Annotated in this window: 16 protein-coding genes and 1 other annotated feature; of the genes, 15 read left to right on the top strand and 1 reads right to left on the bottom strand. The window is 30.8% G+C overall.

Annotation, left to right across the window (positions count from 1 at the left end; translation table 11 throughout):
• Window positions 1-62: 62 nt before the first annotated feature.
• The 9 genes from ACUSRV_RS12905 to ACUSRV_RS12865 all read left to right on the top strand — a co-directional run bounded on the left by ACUSRV_RS12905 (window position 63) and on the right by ACUSRV_RS12865 (window position 9,492).
• Window positions 63-251 (top strand): hypothetical protein, encoded by a 189-nt coding sequence (locus ACUSRV_RS12905; RefSeq protein WP_490142382.1) that lies wholly within the window; start codon window positions 63-65, stop codon window positions 249-251.
• Between the two features lie 70 nt (window positions 252-321).
• Window positions 322-545, top strand: a binding site (T-box leader).
• A gap of 47 nt (window positions 546-592) precedes the next feature.
• The gene (gene metG, locus ACUSRV_RS12900) at window positions 593-2,530 is read left to right on the top strand and encodes a methionine--tRNA ligase (protein ID WP_490142381.1); all 1,938 of its coding nucleotides are present in this window, start codon (window positions 593-595) and stop codon (window positions 2,528-2,530) included.
• 10 nt (window positions 2,531-2,540) lie between these two features.
• A complete protein-coding gene (locus ACUSRV_RS12895) occupies window positions 2,541-3,311 on the top strand; it encodes a TatD family hydrolase (RefSeq protein ID WP_490142380.1) in 771 nt (256 codons plus the stop codon).
• Between the two features lie 193 nt (window positions 3,312-3,504).
• Complete coding sequence (locus tag ACUSRV_RS12890) at window positions 3,505-4,509, top strand: resuscitation-promoting factor (RefSeq protein ID WP_490142379.1); 1,005 nt, start codon at window positions 3,505-3,507, stop codon at window positions 4,507-4,509.
• A 156-nt stretch (window positions 4,510-4,665) separates the two neighbouring features.
• The gene (rnmV, locus tag ACUSRV_RS12885; RefSeq protein ID WP_490142378.1) at window positions 4,666-5,199 is read left to right on the top strand and encodes a ribonuclease M5; all 534 of its coding nucleotides are present in this window, start codon (window positions 4,666-4,668) and stop codon (window positions 5,197-5,199) included.
• A gap of 11 nt (window positions 5,200-5,210) precedes the next feature.
• Window positions 5,211-6,080 (top strand): 16S rRNA (adenine(1518)-N(6)/adenine(1519)-N(6))-dimethyltransferase RsmA, encoded by an 870-nt coding sequence (rsmA, locus tag ACUSRV_RS12880; RefSeq protein ID WP_490142377.1) that lies wholly within the window; start codon window positions 5,211-5,213, stop codon window positions 6,078-6,080.
• Between the two features lie 66 nt (window positions 6,081-6,146).
• Window positions 6,147-7,259, top strand: coding sequence for a hypothetical protein (locus ACUSRV_RS12875; RefSeq protein WP_490142376.1), 1,113 nt, complete (start codon window positions 6,147-6,149; stop codon window positions 7,257-7,259).
• A gap of 132 nt (window positions 7,260-7,391) precedes the next feature.
• Entirely contained in the window at window positions 7,392-8,507 is a 1,116-nt protein-coding gene (locus ACUSRV_RS12870) for a M20/M25/M40 family metallo-hydrolase (RefSeq protein ID WP_490142375.1), read from the top strand.
• Window positions 8,508-8,661: 154 nt separating this feature from the next.
• On the top strand, window positions 8,662-9,492 hold the full coding sequence (locus ACUSRV_RS12865) for a hypothetical protein (protein WP_490142374.1): 831 nt from the start codon (window positions 8,662-8,664) through the stop codon (window positions 9,490-9,492).
• 37 nt (window positions 9,493-9,529) lie between these two features.
• Here ACUSRV_RS12865 and murC read toward each other — a convergent pair whose 3' ends face one another.
• A complete protein-coding gene (murC, locus tag ACUSRV_RS12860; protein ID WP_490142373.1) occupies window positions 9,530-10,894 on the bottom strand; it encodes a UDP-N-acetylmuramate--L-alanine ligase in 1,365 nt (454 codons plus the stop codon).
• Window positions 10,895-11,118: 224 nt separating this feature from the next.
• Between murC and purR the strand changes: the two genes are divergently transcribed.
• The 6 genes from purR to ACUSRV_RS12830 all read left to right on the top strand — a co-directional run bounded on the left by purR (window position 11,119) and on the right by ACUSRV_RS12830 (window position 17,390).
• Window positions 11,119-11,979, top strand: a complete 861-nt coding sequence (purR, locus tag ACUSRV_RS12855) for a pur operon repressor (RefSeq protein WP_490142372.1) — start codon at window positions 11,119-11,121, stop codon at window positions 11,977-11,979.
• A gap of 155 nt (window positions 11,980-12,134) precedes the next feature.
• Window positions 12,135-12,413, top strand: a complete 279-nt coding sequence (gene spoVG, locus ACUSRV_RS12850) for a septation regulator SpoVG (RefSeq protein ID WP_490142371.1) — start codon at window positions 12,135-12,137, stop codon at window positions 12,411-12,413.
• Window positions 12,414-12,586: 173 nt separating this feature from the next.
• On the top strand, window positions 12,587-13,966 hold the full coding sequence (gene glmU / locus ACUSRV_RS12845) for a bifunctional UDP-N-acetylglucosamine diphosphorylase/glucosamine-1-phosphate N-acetyltransferase GlmU (RefSeq protein ID WP_490142370.1): 1,380 nt from the start codon (window positions 12,587-12,589) through the stop codon (window positions 13,964-13,966).
• 40 nt (window positions 13,967-14,006) lie between these two features.
• The gene (locus ACUSRV_RS12840) at window positions 14,007-14,960 is read left to right on the top strand and encodes a ribose-phosphate diphosphokinase (RefSeq protein WP_490142369.1); all 954 of its coding nucleotides are present in this window, start codon (window positions 14,007-14,009) and stop codon (window positions 14,958-14,960) included.
• 176 nt (window positions 14,961-15,136) lie between these two features.
• A complete protein-coding gene (locus tag ACUSRV_RS12835; RefSeq protein WP_490142368.1) occupies window positions 15,137-15,595 on the top strand; it encodes a type II secretion system protein in 459 nt (152 codons plus the stop codon).
• Window positions 15,596-15,698: 103 nt separating this feature from the next.
• Entirely contained in the window at window positions 15,699-17,390 is a 1,692-nt protein-coding gene (locus ACUSRV_RS12830; RefSeq protein WP_490142367.1) for a GspE/PulE family protein, read from the top strand.
• The last annotated feature ends 3 nt before the right edge of the window (window positions 17,391-17,393 follow it).

The following is a 17,393-nucleotide window of genomic DNA, read 5'->3' as shown; positions in this document are numbered from 1 at the left end:
TATTAACTCCTATACTATGTAAAAACTAATAGAGAATAAATACTCAAAAAAGGAGTGATATCATGAAATCTGATAAAATGAAAAGTCACAAAAGAAATCAATACGAAAATGCATTTATTTTAAAAGAAATGGTAGCAGATCCTCAAGTAAAAAATATGGGATTTGAGTATTCAAACGAAGTTCTTCAAGATATAGATTTAGATTTACCAAAGACGACGAATAAGACTATGAGCAAAAGAGTTTCTAAATAATATACTTGACAGAGATAATAATATTATATAGAATTTAATTTAAAAATATTGGTAATAATTATATTATAAAATACAAGCTATGAAGAGAAGAGTAAATAAAATATTTTATCTACAGAGAGCTAGAAAAGGTGAAAGCTAGCGTTAAAAGATTTATTGAACATGGTCTCTGAGCTTTTCATCCGAACAACATAAACTATGTTTTTAAGATGAAACGATTAGACTCGTTATAGTCTACAAAGATATCTAAAATTTTTAGATAACTAGGGTGGTACCGCGAATAAACTCGCCCCTATATTGTATAGGGGCGTTTTTTTATTACAAAAAAACAAGGAGGAAAACAAATGCAAAAACCAACTTATTATGTGACGACACCTATATACTATCCAAGTGGCAATCTTCATATAGGACATACTTATACAACTGTTGCAGCAGACGCTATAGCTAGATTTAAACGTTTTAGTGGATACGAGGTAAAGTTTTTAACAGGAACAGATGAACATGGAGAAAAAATACAAAAGACAGCTAAGGAAAAGGGATTAAAAGAAATAGAATACTTAGATGGAATGGTAAACAATATAAAAGAATTATGGAGTACAATGGATATATCTTATGATGATTTTATAAGAACAACAGAAGAAAGACATAAGGTAGTTGTTCAAAAAATATTTGCAAAGTTATACGATCAAGGGGATATATACAAAGGAGAATACAAAGGATGGTATTGTACTCCATGTGAAAGCTTTTGGACAGAATCTCAGTTATCAGAAGATAAAAAATGCCCTGATTGTGGCAGGGAAACTTATATAGCAAAGGAAGAAGCATATTTCTTTAAATTATCTAATTATCAAGATAAACTTAAAAAACTATTTATAGACAATCCTAACTTCTGTTTCCCTGAGGCTAGAAAAAATGAAATGATAAGCAATTTCTTAGATAAAGGTCTTGAAGACTTATGCGTATCAAGAACTACTTTTGATTGGGGTATAAAAGTTCCATTTGATGAAAGACACATTATATATGTATGGTTTGACGCTGTATGTAACTACATAACTGCACTTGGATATATGAGCGAAGATGATAGTGATTATAAAAAGTTCTGGCCAGCAGAAGTTCATATAGTAGGCAAGGAAATAGTTAGGTTCCACAGTATAATATGGCCTGCTATACTTATGGCATTAGGAGAAGAAGTACCTAAGCAAATATACGGTCATGGATGGATATTGTTTGCTGATGATAAGATGAGTAAGTCTAAAGGCAATATAGTTTATCCAGAGCCGTTAATAAATAAATATGGAATAGATGCTCTTAAATACTTCTTACTTAAAGAATTTGCATTTGGACAAGATGGAAGTTATACACATAGAAACTTTGTAAGTAGAATAAATTCGGATCTGGCAAATGATTTAGGTAACTTAGTAAGCAGAACTGTTGCAATGGTAGAAAAGTACAACAACGGAATAATACCTATGTCTACAGAATCTTCTGATGTAGATGTTGAACTTAAAACTCAAGTTTTATCTTCAAGAGAAAACTTTGAATCTGAAATGAACAAACTTCAGTTTAACGATGCGCTAGAAGAAGTATGGAGAGCAGTTAGAAGAACTAATAAATATATAGATCAAACTATGCCTTGGGCACTAGCTAAAGATGAGTCTAAAAAAGGTGAGTTAGATGCTGTATTATACAACTTATGTGAATCTATAAGAATAATAGCTACCCTTGTAAATCCAATAATGAAGGATACTGCTAGCAAGATATATAGACAACTTGGAATAGAAGGAATAGAAGATTTAACTAGCTGGGAAAGCACTGATAGATTTGGACTTATAAGAGAAAACACTAAGGTATCAAAAGGTGAAGTATTATTCCCAAGATTAGACATTGAAGAAGAAGTTAAAGCTTTAGAAGAATTATTTGCTCCAAAGGATGAAGTTAAAGAAGAACCACTAACTCACAAAGAAGAAATAACTATAGATGACTTTGACAAAGTAGAACTTAGAATAGGTAAAGTATTAAGTGCCGAAAAACATCCAAAGGCAGATAAATTATTAGTATTTAAAGTAAAAGTAGGAAGTGAAGAAAGACAAATAGTTTCTGGAATAGCTAAATACTATAAACCAGAAGAAATGGTAGGAAAACAAGTTATAGTTGTATGTAACTTGAAGCCTGTTAAACTAAGAGGTGTAGAATCACAAGGTATGTTACTTGCTGGATCTGATGATAATAATTTAGCAGTGGCAACAGTTGATGGAGTAAAAGACGGAAGTATTGTAAGCTAGGAGTGATAATATGTTATTTGACTCACATGCACATTTAGATAATTCTAGATTCGATGAAGACAGAGAAGATTTAATAAATAAGTTAAAAGAAGAAAAAATAAAATATGTATTAAATCCCGGAGCAGATATACCTACATCTATAAACAGTGTGAAGTTAGCTAATAAATACGATTTTATATATGCTGCTGTTGGAATACATCCACATGATGTAGAAGATATGGATGAAGGCGCTGTAGATGTACTAAGGGATCTTGCCAAATCAAATCCAAAGGTTGTAGCTATAGGAGAAATAGGACTTGATTATTACTACGATAATTCTCCTAGAGATTTACAAAGAAAGTGGTTTGAAAAACAAATACAACTTGCTAATGAATTAAAACTTCCAATAATAGTACACGACAGAGATGCACATGGAGATACTTTTGATATAATAAGAAATAATAAGTCTAAAGATATAGGATGTGTACTTCATTGTTATAGTGGAAATGTAGATTTAGCAAAAGAATATATAAAAATGGGATGCTATATATCTATAGCAGGACCTCTTACATTTAATAACAACAAAAAAACTCCAGAGGTAGTTAGAGAAATACCTCTAGAGCATTTATTAATAGAGACAGATTCCCCATATTTAGCACCTCATCCTCATAGAGGGAAGCGAAATGACCCATCTTTTGTTAGATATGTTGCGGAAAGAATAGCTATAGAAAAAGGAATATCCTATGAAAAAGTATGTCAAGCTACATTAGAAAATGCAAAGAAATTCTTCAATATAAAATAATTATTTAAAACCTTTACATTAATTGTAAAGGTTTTTCCTGTTTTTGGTAGAATTAATATATTAAATTTACAATTTTTGTAACTTATTTGTAATAATTGGACAAACTTATGAATATACTTACTTATATAACTAGAAAGTAAAAAAAGATTACATTTTCTAAAAAATGCAATCTAATTTGAAAGGGGTTCTAATTATGGCTTTCTTAAAGAAGAATTCAAGTGCTTTAGCCTTTATGGTTTCTGTACCTATGATGGTACTAGGGGGTTATGATGCACTAAATAACGATGTTACTCTTAAGGTTGATGATAAGGTTGTACAGATGAGTACATTTAGTGGGGATGTAGAAGGCTTACTAAAGGAAAGAGGTATACAAATAGATTCAACAGATAAGGTACTTCCAGGTCTAGATGCTAAATTAGAGGATGGAATGGAAGTTGAGTTTAAGAATTCTTTTAAGATTAATTTAACTGTGGCAGGACTTCAAAAAGAAATAACTACAACTGAAGATACAGTAAAAGATTTGTTAAATAAGCAAAATATAAGAGTAAGTAGACTTGATATATTAAGTCATTCTCTAAATCATAAATTACAGCCAAATGAAAAAATAGATATAATAAAAGTTGAAGAAAAAATAGTAAAAGAAACAGCAAAGATACCTTATGAAGTAAAGACGGTATTAGATAACAATTTGTATAAAGGAGAAACAAGAAAAGCTAAAGTAGGAAAATTAGGTGAAAAGCAAATAGCTTATAAAGTTGTATATCACAATGGCAAACCAGTTAAAAAAATAGTAGTAGCTGAAAACATCACAGTTGAGCCAACTAATGAAATAGTAAAGAAGGGTACTGCAGAAATTAAGGTAGCTTCAGCAGCATTATCAAGAGGGTCAGTTTCAAGAGGTTCTACGCTTCAAGCAACATCAACATCAGGAATTAATATGACAGTAACAGCTACAGCATACACCGGAGGGGGAACAACTTCTACAGGAGTGCCAGCTAGATATGGACTTATAGCAGTAGACCCAAGAGTTATACCTTACGGAACAAAGGTATACATACCACAATTTGGAGGTACTTTTGTAGCTGCAGATACTGGAGGAGCTATAAAAGGAAACAAAATTGACGTATACTTAAATTCATATTCTGAGTGTATAAACTTTGGAAGAAGAACATTAGATATAGTTGTATTAGGAAGATAAAATTCGTGACTTTGCTTAGAAATTCGCTTTACTCAAAATGCGCATCTAAAAATAGATGTGCATTTTATGTTGCTAAAATTAATTATAAGACTTAAAATATAATTATTGTTTTTTGATAAAAATATATACGTATTTAATTTATAGAAGGTGATAATTATGATAAAGGAAATAATAGTAGTAGAAGGAAGAGACGATATAACAGCTGTCAAAAGAGCTTTAGACGCAGAACTTATAGCTACTGGAGGATTTGGTTTCCCAAAAGGAGTTATGGAAAGAATAAAAGAAGCTCAGAGACGAAGAGGAGTTATAATATTTACAGACCCGGATTTTGCTGGTGAAAAAATAAGAAAAAAGATAGCAGCTGAGGTTCCAGGATGCAAACACGCATTTTTACCTAGAGAAGAAGCAAAAAAAGATGGAGACATAGGTATTGAAAATGCAACACCCGAAAACATATTAAAAGCACTTGCAAAGGTTAGAAGTGAGAGTCTTGATAAAAGAAATGAGTTTAGCCAAGTAGATTTAATAAAAAATGGCCTTATAGGAAACGATGAAGCTTCTATAAGAAGAGACGAACTTGGAAAAATCCTAGGAATAGGCTATGGTAATGCAAAACAATTTTTAAATAGATTGAACAATTATGGAGTTACTAGAGAAGAATTTAAAGAATCACTAAAAAGTTTAAAATAAGGAGATATTATATGGATAGACTTTCTTCACATAAAGCAACAAAAGAGATAGTTCAAAAGCACAACTTTAGGTTTTCAAAGTCATTAGGTCAAAACTTTTTAATAGACGATACTATAATAGATAGAATAGTGGATGGTGCTAATATAGGTGAAAATGACTACGTAATGGAAGTTGGACCGGGGATTGGAACACTAACTCGTGAAATGGCAAAAAGATCAAAAAAGGTAGTGGCAATAGAAATAGATAAGTCATTAATACCTATATTAAAGGATACATTATCAGACTTAGACAATGCAGAAGTAGTAAATAGTGATATATTAAGGGTAGATGTAAATGAACTTATAGATGAAAAGCTAAACGGAGGACCTATAAAACTTGTAGCAAATTTACCTTATTATATAACTACTCCAATAGTAATGAAATTTTTAGAAGAAGACATACCTGTTACAAACATAGTAGTTATGGTTCAAAAAGAAGTTGCAGATAGAATGAAGGCAGAACCAAATACAAAGGATTATGGAGCTTTATCTGTTGCAGTTCAATACTACTGTGATGTTGAAATAGTAGCTAAGGTTCCAAGACATCTTTTCATGCCTCAACCAAATGTAGACTCAACAGTTATAGCTTTAAATGTAAGAGAAAACCCTGTATATAAGGTGGATAATGAAGAGATATTTTTTAAGGTTGTAAAAGCTTCGTTTGGACAAAGAAGAAAAACACTTTTAAATTCACTGTCTACATTAGGGTTTTTAAATAAAGATGAGATAAAAGAAGTTTTACAAAATTCAAACATAGACGAGAAAAGAAGAGGCGAAACCTTGTCTATAGAAGAATTTTCTAATTTATCAAATACAATAAATTCTAAAGTACTTCCTAAATAGGAAGTACTTTTTTTATACCCTAATGCATATATTGTTTATAGGAATATATGAGAAGGGGGTATACTCTTGAGTACAACAACCAAGAAGTTTAAGAGAGATTATATAATATTAGAAGCAAAAGATATGAATTTTAGGCTGAAAGATAGGGCTACACCTAAGGCATTTGCAAAAGTTGAAATAAACGAAGATAAGGCTGTAGTTGCTTTGTATGTAGAAAACGTTAAATTTGTTAAGGAAGGATATAAGGTTGTAGTAATAGAAAGTGATTATGCTGTAAGAGATATAGGAAGAATTATAGTTAATCAACAAGGAAAAGGAGAGTTTGTTCTTAATTTAAACGATGAAGATATAGAGGTAAAGGCAGTAGCCCTTACATACGAAAGAAGAGTTCCGTTAATAGGATTTAAGGGAGCAAAGATAGATAATTATGAAGATATAATATTTATAGATGAAGAAGAATATGAAGACGAGTATGAAGAGGAAGAAAACGATGAAGAATATAGATCTGAAGAAGATGAAGAAGTAGATTATAAAGTTGAAGAGGAACCAAGATATGAAGGATATAGTGATAAAGAGAAATATGAAAAATATAAAGAACAAGAAAAATATGAAGAACATGAAGTAGAACAATCTAGTGTAGAACAAGAAAAACAGGAATATAGCGATGTTAAAAATGAGGAAGTTCAAAGAAATTATAATGAAAATTATGATTATGAAGAAAGTATTGATGAAAGAGAAAATAATTATGATGTTAGAAATAGTAGACCTTATTTGATGCCGAGAAAAGTAAAGAAAGTATTAAAGAAATATAAAGAAGTAAAACCATTTACACAAGATGTAATAAAAGATACAAGATGGTGGAAAATAGATATAAATCCTACAAGTTTATGCAATTATTCTCTTCCTTGTTTAGGATATGTGAACTATTTGAATTACACTATGTATACTGATTGTGTAATGCATTCTTATAAATACAGACATTATGTATTTGGAGTTCAATATGATGATTATGGAAGACGTAAATATTATATATATGGGGTTCCAGGAACTAGAGATGAGCAACCAGATCAAGGATTTACTGGATTCTATAAGTATATACCATGCGATTGCAAGGATAGTAAATTAGGATATTGGCTATGCTTTATAGATGCTAGAACAAGAGAGATATATTACGAATAATAATACAAAAGGGAATAGGATTTTTTCTATTCTCTTTTTATTGTAAAGAAAAGCTTGTTAAATAATTTACATATTACTAAAAAATGGTATAATTATATTAGACATAAAATGAATTTTTTAGGAGGTACATAAATGATAAATAAGCAAAGAATAATAGATGAATTTGTAGAACTAGTGCAAATAGACAGCCCGACATCTAAAGAAGGTGCTGTTGCAAAGGTTTTAGTAGAAAAACTAAAAGAATTAGGATTAGATGTATATGTAGATGATGCTGGTGTTAAATCTGGTGGAGAAACTGGAAATGTTATAGCAACATTAAAGGGAAATAGAGAAGGTAAATCTGTATTATTCAGCGCTCATATGGATACGGTTAGTCCATGTATAGGAATAAAGCCTATAATAGATGAAGCTAACGGAATTATAAAAAGTGATGGAACGACTATATTAGGTTCTGATGATAAAGGCGGTATAGCTGCTATATTAGAAGCTATAAAAGTAATAAAGGAAAATAATATAGACCATGGAGATATACAAATAGTATTCTCTATATGGGAAGAAGGCGGACTGTTTGGCGCTAAATACCTAGATTACTCTAAGGTAAATGCTGATTATGCATTCGTATTAGATAGTGGAGGATCTCCTGGGGAAATAATAGTTAAGGCTCCTGCTCAAGATAAAATAGAAGTTAAAATAAAAGGTAGACCAGCACATGCAGGACTAGCTCCAGAAGAAGGTATAAGTGCAGTAATGGTTGCATCTAGAGCTATAGAAAAAATGAAACTACTTAGAATAGATGAAGAAACTACAGCAAACATAGGAAATATAAACGGTGGAGTTGCCACTAATATAGTTATGCCAGAGCTTGAAATAATAGCAGAAGCTAGAAGTTTAGACAACTCTAAATTAGATGTTCAAACTCAACATATGGTAGATACATTTAAAGAGGCTGCATCACAGTTTGGTGCAGAGATAGAAGTAAACACTGAAAGAATGTATGGCGCTTTCAACGTAGATGAAAATGATGATATAGTTAATATGGCAAAGAAAGTATTCTCTAACATGGGTGTAGATGTTAATGTTACTTCTACTGGAGGTGGAAGTGATACTAATATATTAAATGCCAACGGTTTAAAAGCTATTAACTTAGGAATAGGTATGAAGAAAGCTCATACGTTAGAAGAGTATATAGCTATAGAAGATTTATTGAATTCAGCTAGAATGGTAGTTGAAATAATAAAAGAAGCTTAATATGTAAGTTTTACAACCACTTAGTCTATTTGGCTAGGTGGTTTTTTGAATTTTTTGTTGTCGAGTTATGAAATTTCCCGGGAAATAATTGTAGGAAATAGTAGAAAGATGCTATAATTATCTGTATAGAATTTTCGTAATAGGGAGTGGAATTATGAGTAACAAAAAAAGAAAAGTAAGGAAAGAGTTTTTAATAGTGGGATGGATATTAGTGTTTTTTTGCGTATACCTTGTAACATTCAATAATATATCCAGTAAGCAAGATAAAATAACAGAAGAAAATATTAAAAAAACTCAAACTCCTAAAATAGATAATAGAGACCTATTGACGCAGATAAAAGATCAAGAGGCTATATATATAGACGATGACCAATTGAAGGATGTTTATTTAGAAGAAGAATATTGGCGTCAATTTAAATTTTTCTTTGAAGACTTCAAAGGTGGAGTCAGAAAACCTGATACTTATAAACCTATATATGAAGGCCATTCAGATAATAATATAAGATTTTCTACGGATTTAAGTTATTTTAGGGTATATACTGTAAATAAGGAAGAATATTATAAAGTGCCTGCTTATGAAAAGAAAGAATTTGAAACATTTTTAAACAAGAGTATTTATACATCTTTTGATGTTATCAAAAAATATAAGTCATGGGATGAGGTAACTGTAACATATAATGGAGATACAAAAGATATAAGTAATAGAAAGTATAATGACTTAACTTATAAGATGACTCAAAAGAGAATAGTTGGAAAGGTACAACCTGAGAAAAGTAAAGAAAGAAGCAAGTACAATTTTACAATTGATATAAAAGGAAATAAGTATAAAATAAAGGTAGATACTATGGGTAAGGACTATGTAAAGATAACTTACAACTCGGATATAGCTTACTATGAAGTCCATGAAAGTTTATACAACTACTTAAAAAATGATATATTTAAAATAGGACAACCGAAAAAATGGTGGCAAACTATATTTGAATAGATTAAAAAAACCTAGATTTGAAAATCTAGGTTTTTTATTATACATTTTTAGATGTTTTTACTACCATTTCAGCAACTTGGTATATAGGACCTGCGCCGGCAGTTATAACAAGATCATTTTCTTGTATATTTTCACATAAGAAAGATGCTATTTCTTCAAAAGTTTGCATATATACAACATCTACGCTATTTTGAGATATTCTATTTGTTAAATCTTTTGAATGAATATCTCCTGGATCATTTTCTCTAGCAGCATATATATCTGTTATTATAACTTTATCAGCTGAGTAAAATGCTTCAGAAAATTCATTTAATAAAGATTTAGTTCTAGTATAAGTATGTGGTTGGAATATACACCATAAGTTTCCTTTACATATTCTTCTAGCAGCAGCTAAAGTTGCTTTTAATTCTGTAGGATGATGAGCGTAATCATCTATTATCATTGCATCGTTGTATTTTCCTTTATACTCAAATCTTCTTCCAACACCTTTGTATAAAGATATGTTGTTTCTTATAAGCTCTAGGTCTATACCTGAAACATAAGATGCAATTATAGCACTAGTAGCATTATAAACGTTGTGTATTCCAGGAACAGAGAGTTGGAAACTGCCTAAGTCATTTCCGTTATATTCCAATTTGAAGAATCCATGTCCTAGTTCGTTAAAACTTATATCTTTTATAATTACGTTATTATCTTCAGTTTGACCATATTTTAGCACTGTTGCTTTTATATCATATAATACATCTTCAGTATTAGGGTCGTCTCCGTTGATAATGAAGAATCCATCTTCAGGCAATAATTTACCGAACTTATTAAAAGAAGCCTTTATTTCATCGATTCCTGAGAAGTAATCAAGATGATCTGCTTCTATATTTAAAACTATAGATATTTTAGGATTAAAATTTAAAAAACTATCGACATATTCACAAGCTTCAGTTATAAAATGTTGTGAGTTTCCTATTTTAACGTTTCCACCTATTATACTTAAGTTCCCACCAACAAGTATTGTTGGATCTAAATCAGAATACTCAAATATAGCTGATAGCATAGAAGTAGTTGTTGTTTTACCGTGAGTACCGGCAACGGCTATAGAGTTTTCATATTCTCTCATTATTTGGCCCAAAAATGCAGCTCTATTTATTATAAGTTTATTTTTTTCCTTAGCTTCTACAAGTTCCTCGTTATCATTTTTAACAGCAGCAGTATAAACAACCATATCTACATCGTCAGTTATATGCTCTTTTTTATGTCCCACATAAATGTTTGCGCCTTGCTCTTTTAAGGTATCAAGTATTGGTGATTGTGAAGAATCCGAACCAGATACAGTATAACCTTTATTTAAGCATATCTTAGCTAAAGCACTCATGCTTATCCCGCCAACGCCTATAAAAAATATATGCATAACAAAACTCCCTCTCTTTTCAAGTTAATTATCAAAGTGAACAATTTTTGTGTTATAATTAAATAATGTTCAAAATTTAATATTTTTAAAAAATACTACACATATTAATAATATGTTTAACCCTTAATAAAATGTGCAAAACATAGAAGATATTATATCATAGAACTCATTTTTATGCATTAGTTATTGATTTAATTCAGATATAGTAAATATAGGAGGAAACTATGAAGTTTAAGAGAACGGAGAGAATAGGTGCAATAGTTAAGATTCTTTCAGATAACCCAAATAGAGTTTTTACATTAAGTTATTTTACAGAAAAATTCAATGCAGCTAAGTCTACTATAAGTGAAGATTTGTTAGTTGTTAAAAATGTATTTGAAAAACTGGAGTTAGGCCAAGTTATAACTATAGCTGGAGCTGCAGGAGGGGTAAAATACATACCTAAAATATCCAAAGATGAAAACACTTCTTTTCTAGAAGAATTGTGTGGTTTAATAAATGACCCTGCTAGAATATTGCCAGGTGGTTTTTTATATCTTATAGACTTAATATACAACCCTACCATTGTTGCGAACATAGGTAAAATATTTGCATCATATATGGAGTATACAAAAGCTGATTATGTTGTCACTATGGAGACTAAGGGTATACCTATGGCTCTTATGACTGCAAAAGCTATGAATCTACCACTAGTTATAATAAGAAAAGATGCTAAGGTCTCAGAAGGGCCTACTCTAAGTATGACTTATATGAGCGGAAGCAGCAAAAAGGTAGAAAGTATGACCCTACCTAGGAAGGCATTAAAGCAAGGAAGCAAGGTTATTCTTATAGATGACTTCATGAAGGGCGGAGGAACTATAAAGGGAATGATAGATCTAATGAACGAGTTTGATGCAAAGGTTATAGCAACAGGGGTATTTATATCGACAAAAGAGCCTGAAGATAAAATGGTAAAAGACTATGTATCTTTATTAGAGCTTCAAAAAGTTGATGAAATAAATAATAAAATAGAGATTGAAGCTAATATAGATGTACTTAATGCTATAATGGACAAGATAACATACAAAAATATTGATAAAGAATAGGAAAAAGTAAGAAAATTTTACAAAAAATTTAAATTTTATAGAAGGATTACGAAAAACCATATAGAATAATACAAATATAACTAAAAATAAATTTAGAACCTAACTATTTTTATCTAATGGGGAAAGGTCAAAAATTACAAGGGGGATAAAACAAAATGAAAATAACAGACGTAAGAGTAAGAAAATTAACTGATGAAGGAAAAATGAAGTGCATAGTATCTGTAACTTTTAACAATTTATTTGTGATACACGATATAAAGGTTATAGAAGGTCACACTGGATTATTTATAGCTATGCCAAGTAGAAAAATAGGGGAAGGAAACTTCAGAGACATAGCTCATCCAATAAACTCAGAAATGAGACAAATATTGGAAGATGAAGTATTAAAAGCTTACAATGAAGCATTATCTACTTTAGAAGTAGCTGCTGAATAATAATATAAAATATAGAGAGCCGAACTGTAGGCTCTTTTTTTATTGTGAATTTGTGTAATAATGTGTACTTTTTTGTAAATTAGTGCTATATTATTTATTGTAATGTTTGTTGTATACATAAGATTTTTTTAACATATAATAATACGTAAAATTTTTGTTATAGGGGTGAAAAAATGAACTTCAAGGCTATAATACTTGCTGCAGGCAAAGGAACTAGGATGAAATCTAGATCCCCAAAGGTCGTTCACAAGGTATGCGGAAGAGAAATGGTCAACCATGTTATAGATATTTCTAAAAAAGCTGGAGTTAGCGATGTAGTGGTAATACTAGGCCATGAATCACATATAGTTGAAAATATATTGCCAGATAATACTAAGATAGCTATGCAAAATGAGCAATTAGGAACAGGTCATGCTGTTATGATGGCTAAAGATAATATAAGTGATGATGATACTATAGTAGTTTTATGTGGAGATACTCCTCTTATACAAGAAGATACTTTAAGAAGACTGTTTGACTATCATAAAGAAAATAGTTACTTTGCAACTGTTCTTACTACAGAAGTAGATAATCCTACGGGATATGGAAGAATAATAAGAGATGAAAATGGAGATTTACTAAAAATAGTAGAACAAAAGGATGCAAATGAAGAAGAAAAAGCTACAAAGGAAATAAATTCAGGTATATATTGTTTTAATGGCAAAGAGTTAAGAGTAAGCTTGGGAAGCTTGTCAAATGAAAATGCTCAAGGAGAATACTACTTAACTGATGTTATGGAAATACTAAGAAAACAAGGACTAAAAGTTGGAGCTTATAAAGGTTCTACTATAGAAGAGCTTATGGGTGTTAATTCAAGAATAGAGTTATCACAAGCTGAGAAAATAATGAGAAAAAGAATAAACCATAACCATATGGTAAATGGTGTAACTATAATAGATCCTGAAAATACATATATAGAATCTGATGTAATAATAGAAAACGATACAGTTGTATATCCAGGAGCAATGCTACAAGGGAAAACTGTAATAGGAAGCAACTGTGTAATAGGAATGAATTGTAGAATATCTAACTCTACTATAGGAGAGCATACCGAAGTCGAAAGTTCAGTTATAATAGATAGCAAAGTTGGATTTAATACTACTGTTGGTCCATTTGCTTATTTAAGACCAAATAGCAATATAGGAAATAACGTTAAAATTGGAGATTTCGTAGAAGTAAAAAATTCAACTATAGAAGATAATTCAAAGGCATCTCATCTTGCATACATAGGAGATGCTCATATAGGTAAAAATGTTAATATAGGTTGTGGCGTTGTGTTTGTAAATTACGATGGCAAAAACAAGTTTAAGTCAGTAATCAAAGACAATGCATTTATAGGGTCGAACTCTAATATAGTAGCTCCAGTTGTAGTTGAAGAAAAAGGATACGTAGCTACAGGTTCTACTATAACGAATGATGTTCCAAAAGGAGCGCTTGCAATAGCTAGAGAAAGACAGGTTAATAAAGAAGGCTGGGTAGAACAAAAAGGATTGTTAGATAAGAATGGTAAGTAATTAAACATAAATCTTTACTTTTAACTCGGGAGGTTAACAAATGAATATTAGCGGAAGCGAAATAAAATTACTAGCAGGGAATGCTTCGCCTGAATTAGCGAAGAAAATATCTGATTATTTAGGAGTACCTTTGGCGAAATGTGCAGTTGGAACATTTAGCGATGGAGAAATATCTGTAGATATAGGCGAAACAGTTAGAGGTGCAGACGTATTCGTAATTCAATCTACAAATAGTCCAGTTAATGACAATATAATGGAGTTATTAATAATGATAGATGCACTAAAAAGAGCATCTGCTGGTAGAATAACAGCTGTTATTCCTTACTATGGATATGCTAGACAAGATAGAAAAGCTAAGGCAAGAGATCCAATCACTGCTAAGTTATTTGCTGATATAATAACAGCAGCAGGAGCAGATAGAGTATTAACTATGGATTTACATGCTGCTCAAATACAAGGATATTTCGATATACCGCTTGATCATTTATTAGGGGGACCAATATTAGCTGAATACTTCAATGAAAAAGGTATAGAAGATTTAGTAGTTGTATCTCCTGACTTAGGAAGTGTTACAAGATCTAGAAAGTTTGCTAATTCGTTAGATGGAGATGTGCCACTAGCTATAATAGATAAGAGAAGACCGAGAGCTAACGTTTCTGAAATAATGAATATAATAGGAGACGTTAAAGGTAAAAATGTTATATTATTAGATGATATAATAGATACTGCAGGGACTATAGTAAATGCAGTTGATGCACTTAAAGAATTTGGTGCTAAAGATGTTTATGCTTGTTGTACACATGCAGTTTTATCAGGACCAGCTATAGAGAGAATACAAAATTCTGCTATGAAGGAATTAGTTATATTAGACACTATACAACTTCCTGAATCTAAGAATATAGATAAGATAAAGATAAAATCAGTTGCTCCATTATTTGGAAATGCTATAAAGAAAATATTCACAAATGAATCAGTAAGTAGATTATTTGACTAAGATAAAGATGGCTCTAGTAGCCATCTTTTTTGTTTAAATATTAATAATTTGCGGTATAAAAAATATTACGAAAATCTTACAAAAACTTTACAAAAGGTAAATCAAATGTGATATAATCAAAAAAGTATAATAATAGTACGTAAAATTACAAAAATTTCAGAGGGGGAAATCAAAAAATGTCGAAAATTTTAAAAATGTTAAACAAGAAGGTAAGAAAAGACAACAAAGGTTTTACATTAGTAGAGTTATTAGTAGTTATAGCAATTATAGGTATATTAGCAGCAGTAGCAGTGCCAACAATATTTAAGAATATTGATAAGTCAAAAGCTGCAGATTTAGAATCTGACTATAATGCAATTAAAACAGCGGTATTATCATTCTCAAGCGATAAAAGTGGCGCTCTTCCTACTGAGATTGGCGATTTAGACGCTTATTTAGATAAGCCTGCTGGAAATAGCCCATTTAAAGGTGCTTATTCAATAACAACATCGGATAATACTTGCACATTAAAATTCACTTCAGATCCAGTATTAAAAGATGAGGAAACTGTTATAGATAAACTTCAAGAAGACTTAGGCGAAGATGTAGTTTCAGTTGATGAGGATGGAGTTGTAAGTCTTATATTAGTAAAATAAATAATAAATTAAAGTAGGGAGTTTATTCCCTGCTTTTTTTTCAATATATTTTTAACATTCAGAAAATGATATAATATTGCATATAAGGAAATGAGGTGACATTATGTTAAGTTTAGGGATAAATAAAGTAAGATTGGGAGATAAATTAGTCGAAAATAAGCTTATAACTGAAGGACAATTAGCAGTTTGCTTACAAATACAAAAAAGTACTGGTAAAAAATTAGGGGAAATATTACTAGAAAAAGGACTCATAACACAAGAGGAGTTAGCAAATGTACTAAAAGAACACTTAGAGATAGAAAGTATATCTTTAACTCCATCTATTATAAATATAGAAGTAGCAAAAATAATTCCAGAAAATATATGCAAAAGACATGGAGTAATTCCATTTAAAATACAAGAGAATAAATTATGTTTGGCAATGCATGACCCTCAAGATAGAGAAGCGATACAAGATGTTAGACGTATATCAAACATGGATATTATACCATTTATAACAACTGCAAACGATATAGGTCAAGGTCTTGACTTAGTATATGCAAATTCACAGTTAGATAAAGCAATAGATGAATATGATACTGTGTCAAAACAAAATGTCAAAGAAGAGCCAAAAGAAGAAGAAGTAGATATAAATGCAGCTCCCATAGTTAGGCTAGTTAATAATATACTAGAAAGTGCTGTTAGAAATAGAGCCAGTGATATTCATATAGAGCCAGAAGAAACCTATATGAGAGTTAGATTTAGAATAGATGGAGTATTAAGTGAATACATGAGAACAAGTGTAAAGCCACATTTAGCAGTTGTAAGTCGTATTAAGATAATGGCTGGTCTTAATATATCAGAAAAAAGATTACCTCAAGATGGAAGAATATTTTTAAATATAGATAATAAACCAATAGATTTCAGAATCTCAACTATGCCAACAAGCAAATTAGAAAAGGTAGTTATGAGAGTATTAGACAAAAGTAACTTCTTAGTAAGTAAAGAAAAGCTTGGATTGAATCAGTATAGCATAGAAAAATATAATAGTTTGTTATCTAAACCATATGGGCTCATATTAGTTGTTGGACCAACGGGAAGTGGAAAGACAACAACTCTATACTCTATGGTAAGCCAATTAAACGATATAGAAACAAATGCATTAACCATAGAAGATCCTGTTGAATACGAATTAGAAGGTATAAATCAAAGTCAGATAAATTCCAAGGCAGGCCTTACTTTTGCCAGTGCACTAAGGTCCTTTTTAAGACAGGATCCAGACGTAATAATGGTTGGAGAAATAAGAGATCTTGAAACAGCAGAAATAGCAGTAAGGGCATCGCTTACAGGACATTTAGTTTTAAGTACACTACATGCAAACACTTCTGCAGGGGCTATTTCGAGACTTATTGATATGAAAGTAGATAATTTTTTAATAACATCTTCTTTAGTAGGGGTTATATCTCAAAGGTTAGTGAGAAAAATATGTCCACATTGTAGGGAAGAATATGTAGCTGAAAATAGAGAGAAACAAATATTAGGATACAACTTAAATGAAGAACTTATCTTATACAAAGGAAAAGGCTGCGATAAGTGCAATAACACTGGATATAGGGGAAGGATAGGGGTATACGAGGTAATGGAACTAACTAAATCTGTTAAAGATGCTATAGATAACAGTGGAAAAGAAGAAGATATATTTAATGCGGCCAAAGAACAAGGAATGTTAACCATGAAAGATGATTCAATTCAAAAGGTTGTAAATGGGGTAACTACTGTACAAGAAATGCTTAGAGTTACATTTATAAGTGAGTAAGGG

This window comes from Sporacetigenium sp. TC11, assembly GCF_058146105.1.
Note: the sequence above shows the minus strand (reverse complement) of the source record. Positions and strands in the feature narration are given on the sequence as shown.

Coding starts and splice junctions, on each gene's coding strand:
- murC (WP_490142373.1), bottom strand. CDS start 10,894: ATGCATATATTTTTTATAGGCGTTGGCGGGATAAGCATGAGTGCTTTA.
- ACUSRV_RS12890 (WP_490142379.1), top strand. CDS start 3,505: ATGGCTTTCTTAAAGAAGAATTCAAGTGCTTTAGCCTTTATGGTTTCT.
- ACUSRV_RS12870 (WP_490142375.1), top strand. CDS start 7,392: ATGATAAATAAGCAAAGAATAATAGATGAATTTGTAGAACTAGTGCAA.
- ACUSRV_RS12830 (WP_490142367.1), top strand. CDS start 15,699: ATGTTAAGTTTAGGGATAAATAAAGTAAGATTGGGAGATAAATTAGTC.
- ACUSRV_RS12840 (WP_490142369.1), top strand. CDS start 14,007: ATGAATATTAGCGGAAGCGAAATAAAATTACTAGCAGGGAATGCTTCG.
- ACUSRV_RS12865 (WP_490142374.1), top strand. CDS start 8,662: ATGAGTAACAAAAAAAGAAAAGTAAGGAAAGAGTTTTTAATAGTGGGA.
- ACUSRV_RS12835 (WP_490142368.1), top strand. CDS start 15,137: ATGTCGAAAATTTTAAAAATGTTAAACAAGAAGGTAAGAAAAGACAAC.
- ACUSRV_RS12895 (WP_490142380.1), top strand. CDS start 2,541: ATGTTATTTGACTCACATGCACATTTAGATAATTCTAGATTCGATGAA.
- purR (WP_490142372.1), top strand. CDS start 11,119: ATGAAGTTTAAGAGAACGGAGAGAATAGGTGCAATAGTTAAGATTCTT.
- glmU (WP_490142370.1), top strand. CDS start 12,587: ATGAACTTCAAGGCTATAATACTTGCTGCAGGCAAAGGAACTAGGATG.
- rnmV (WP_490142378.1), top strand. CDS start 4,666: ATGATAAAGGAAATAATAGTAGTAGAAGGAAGAGACGATATAACAGCT.
- metG (WP_490142381.1), top strand. CDS start 593: ATGCAAAAACCAACTTATTATGTGACGACACCTATATACTATCCAAGT.
- rsmA (WP_490142377.1), top strand. CDS start 5,211: ATGGATAGACTTTCTTCACATAAAGCAACAAAAGAGATAGTTCAAAAG.
- spoVG (WP_490142371.1), top strand. CDS start 12,135: ATGAAAATAACAGACGTAAGAGTAAGAAAATTAACTGATGAAGGAAAA.
- ACUSRV_RS12905 (WP_490142382.1), top strand. CDS start 63: ATGAAATCTGATAAAATGAAAAGTCACAAAAGAAATCAATACGAAAAT.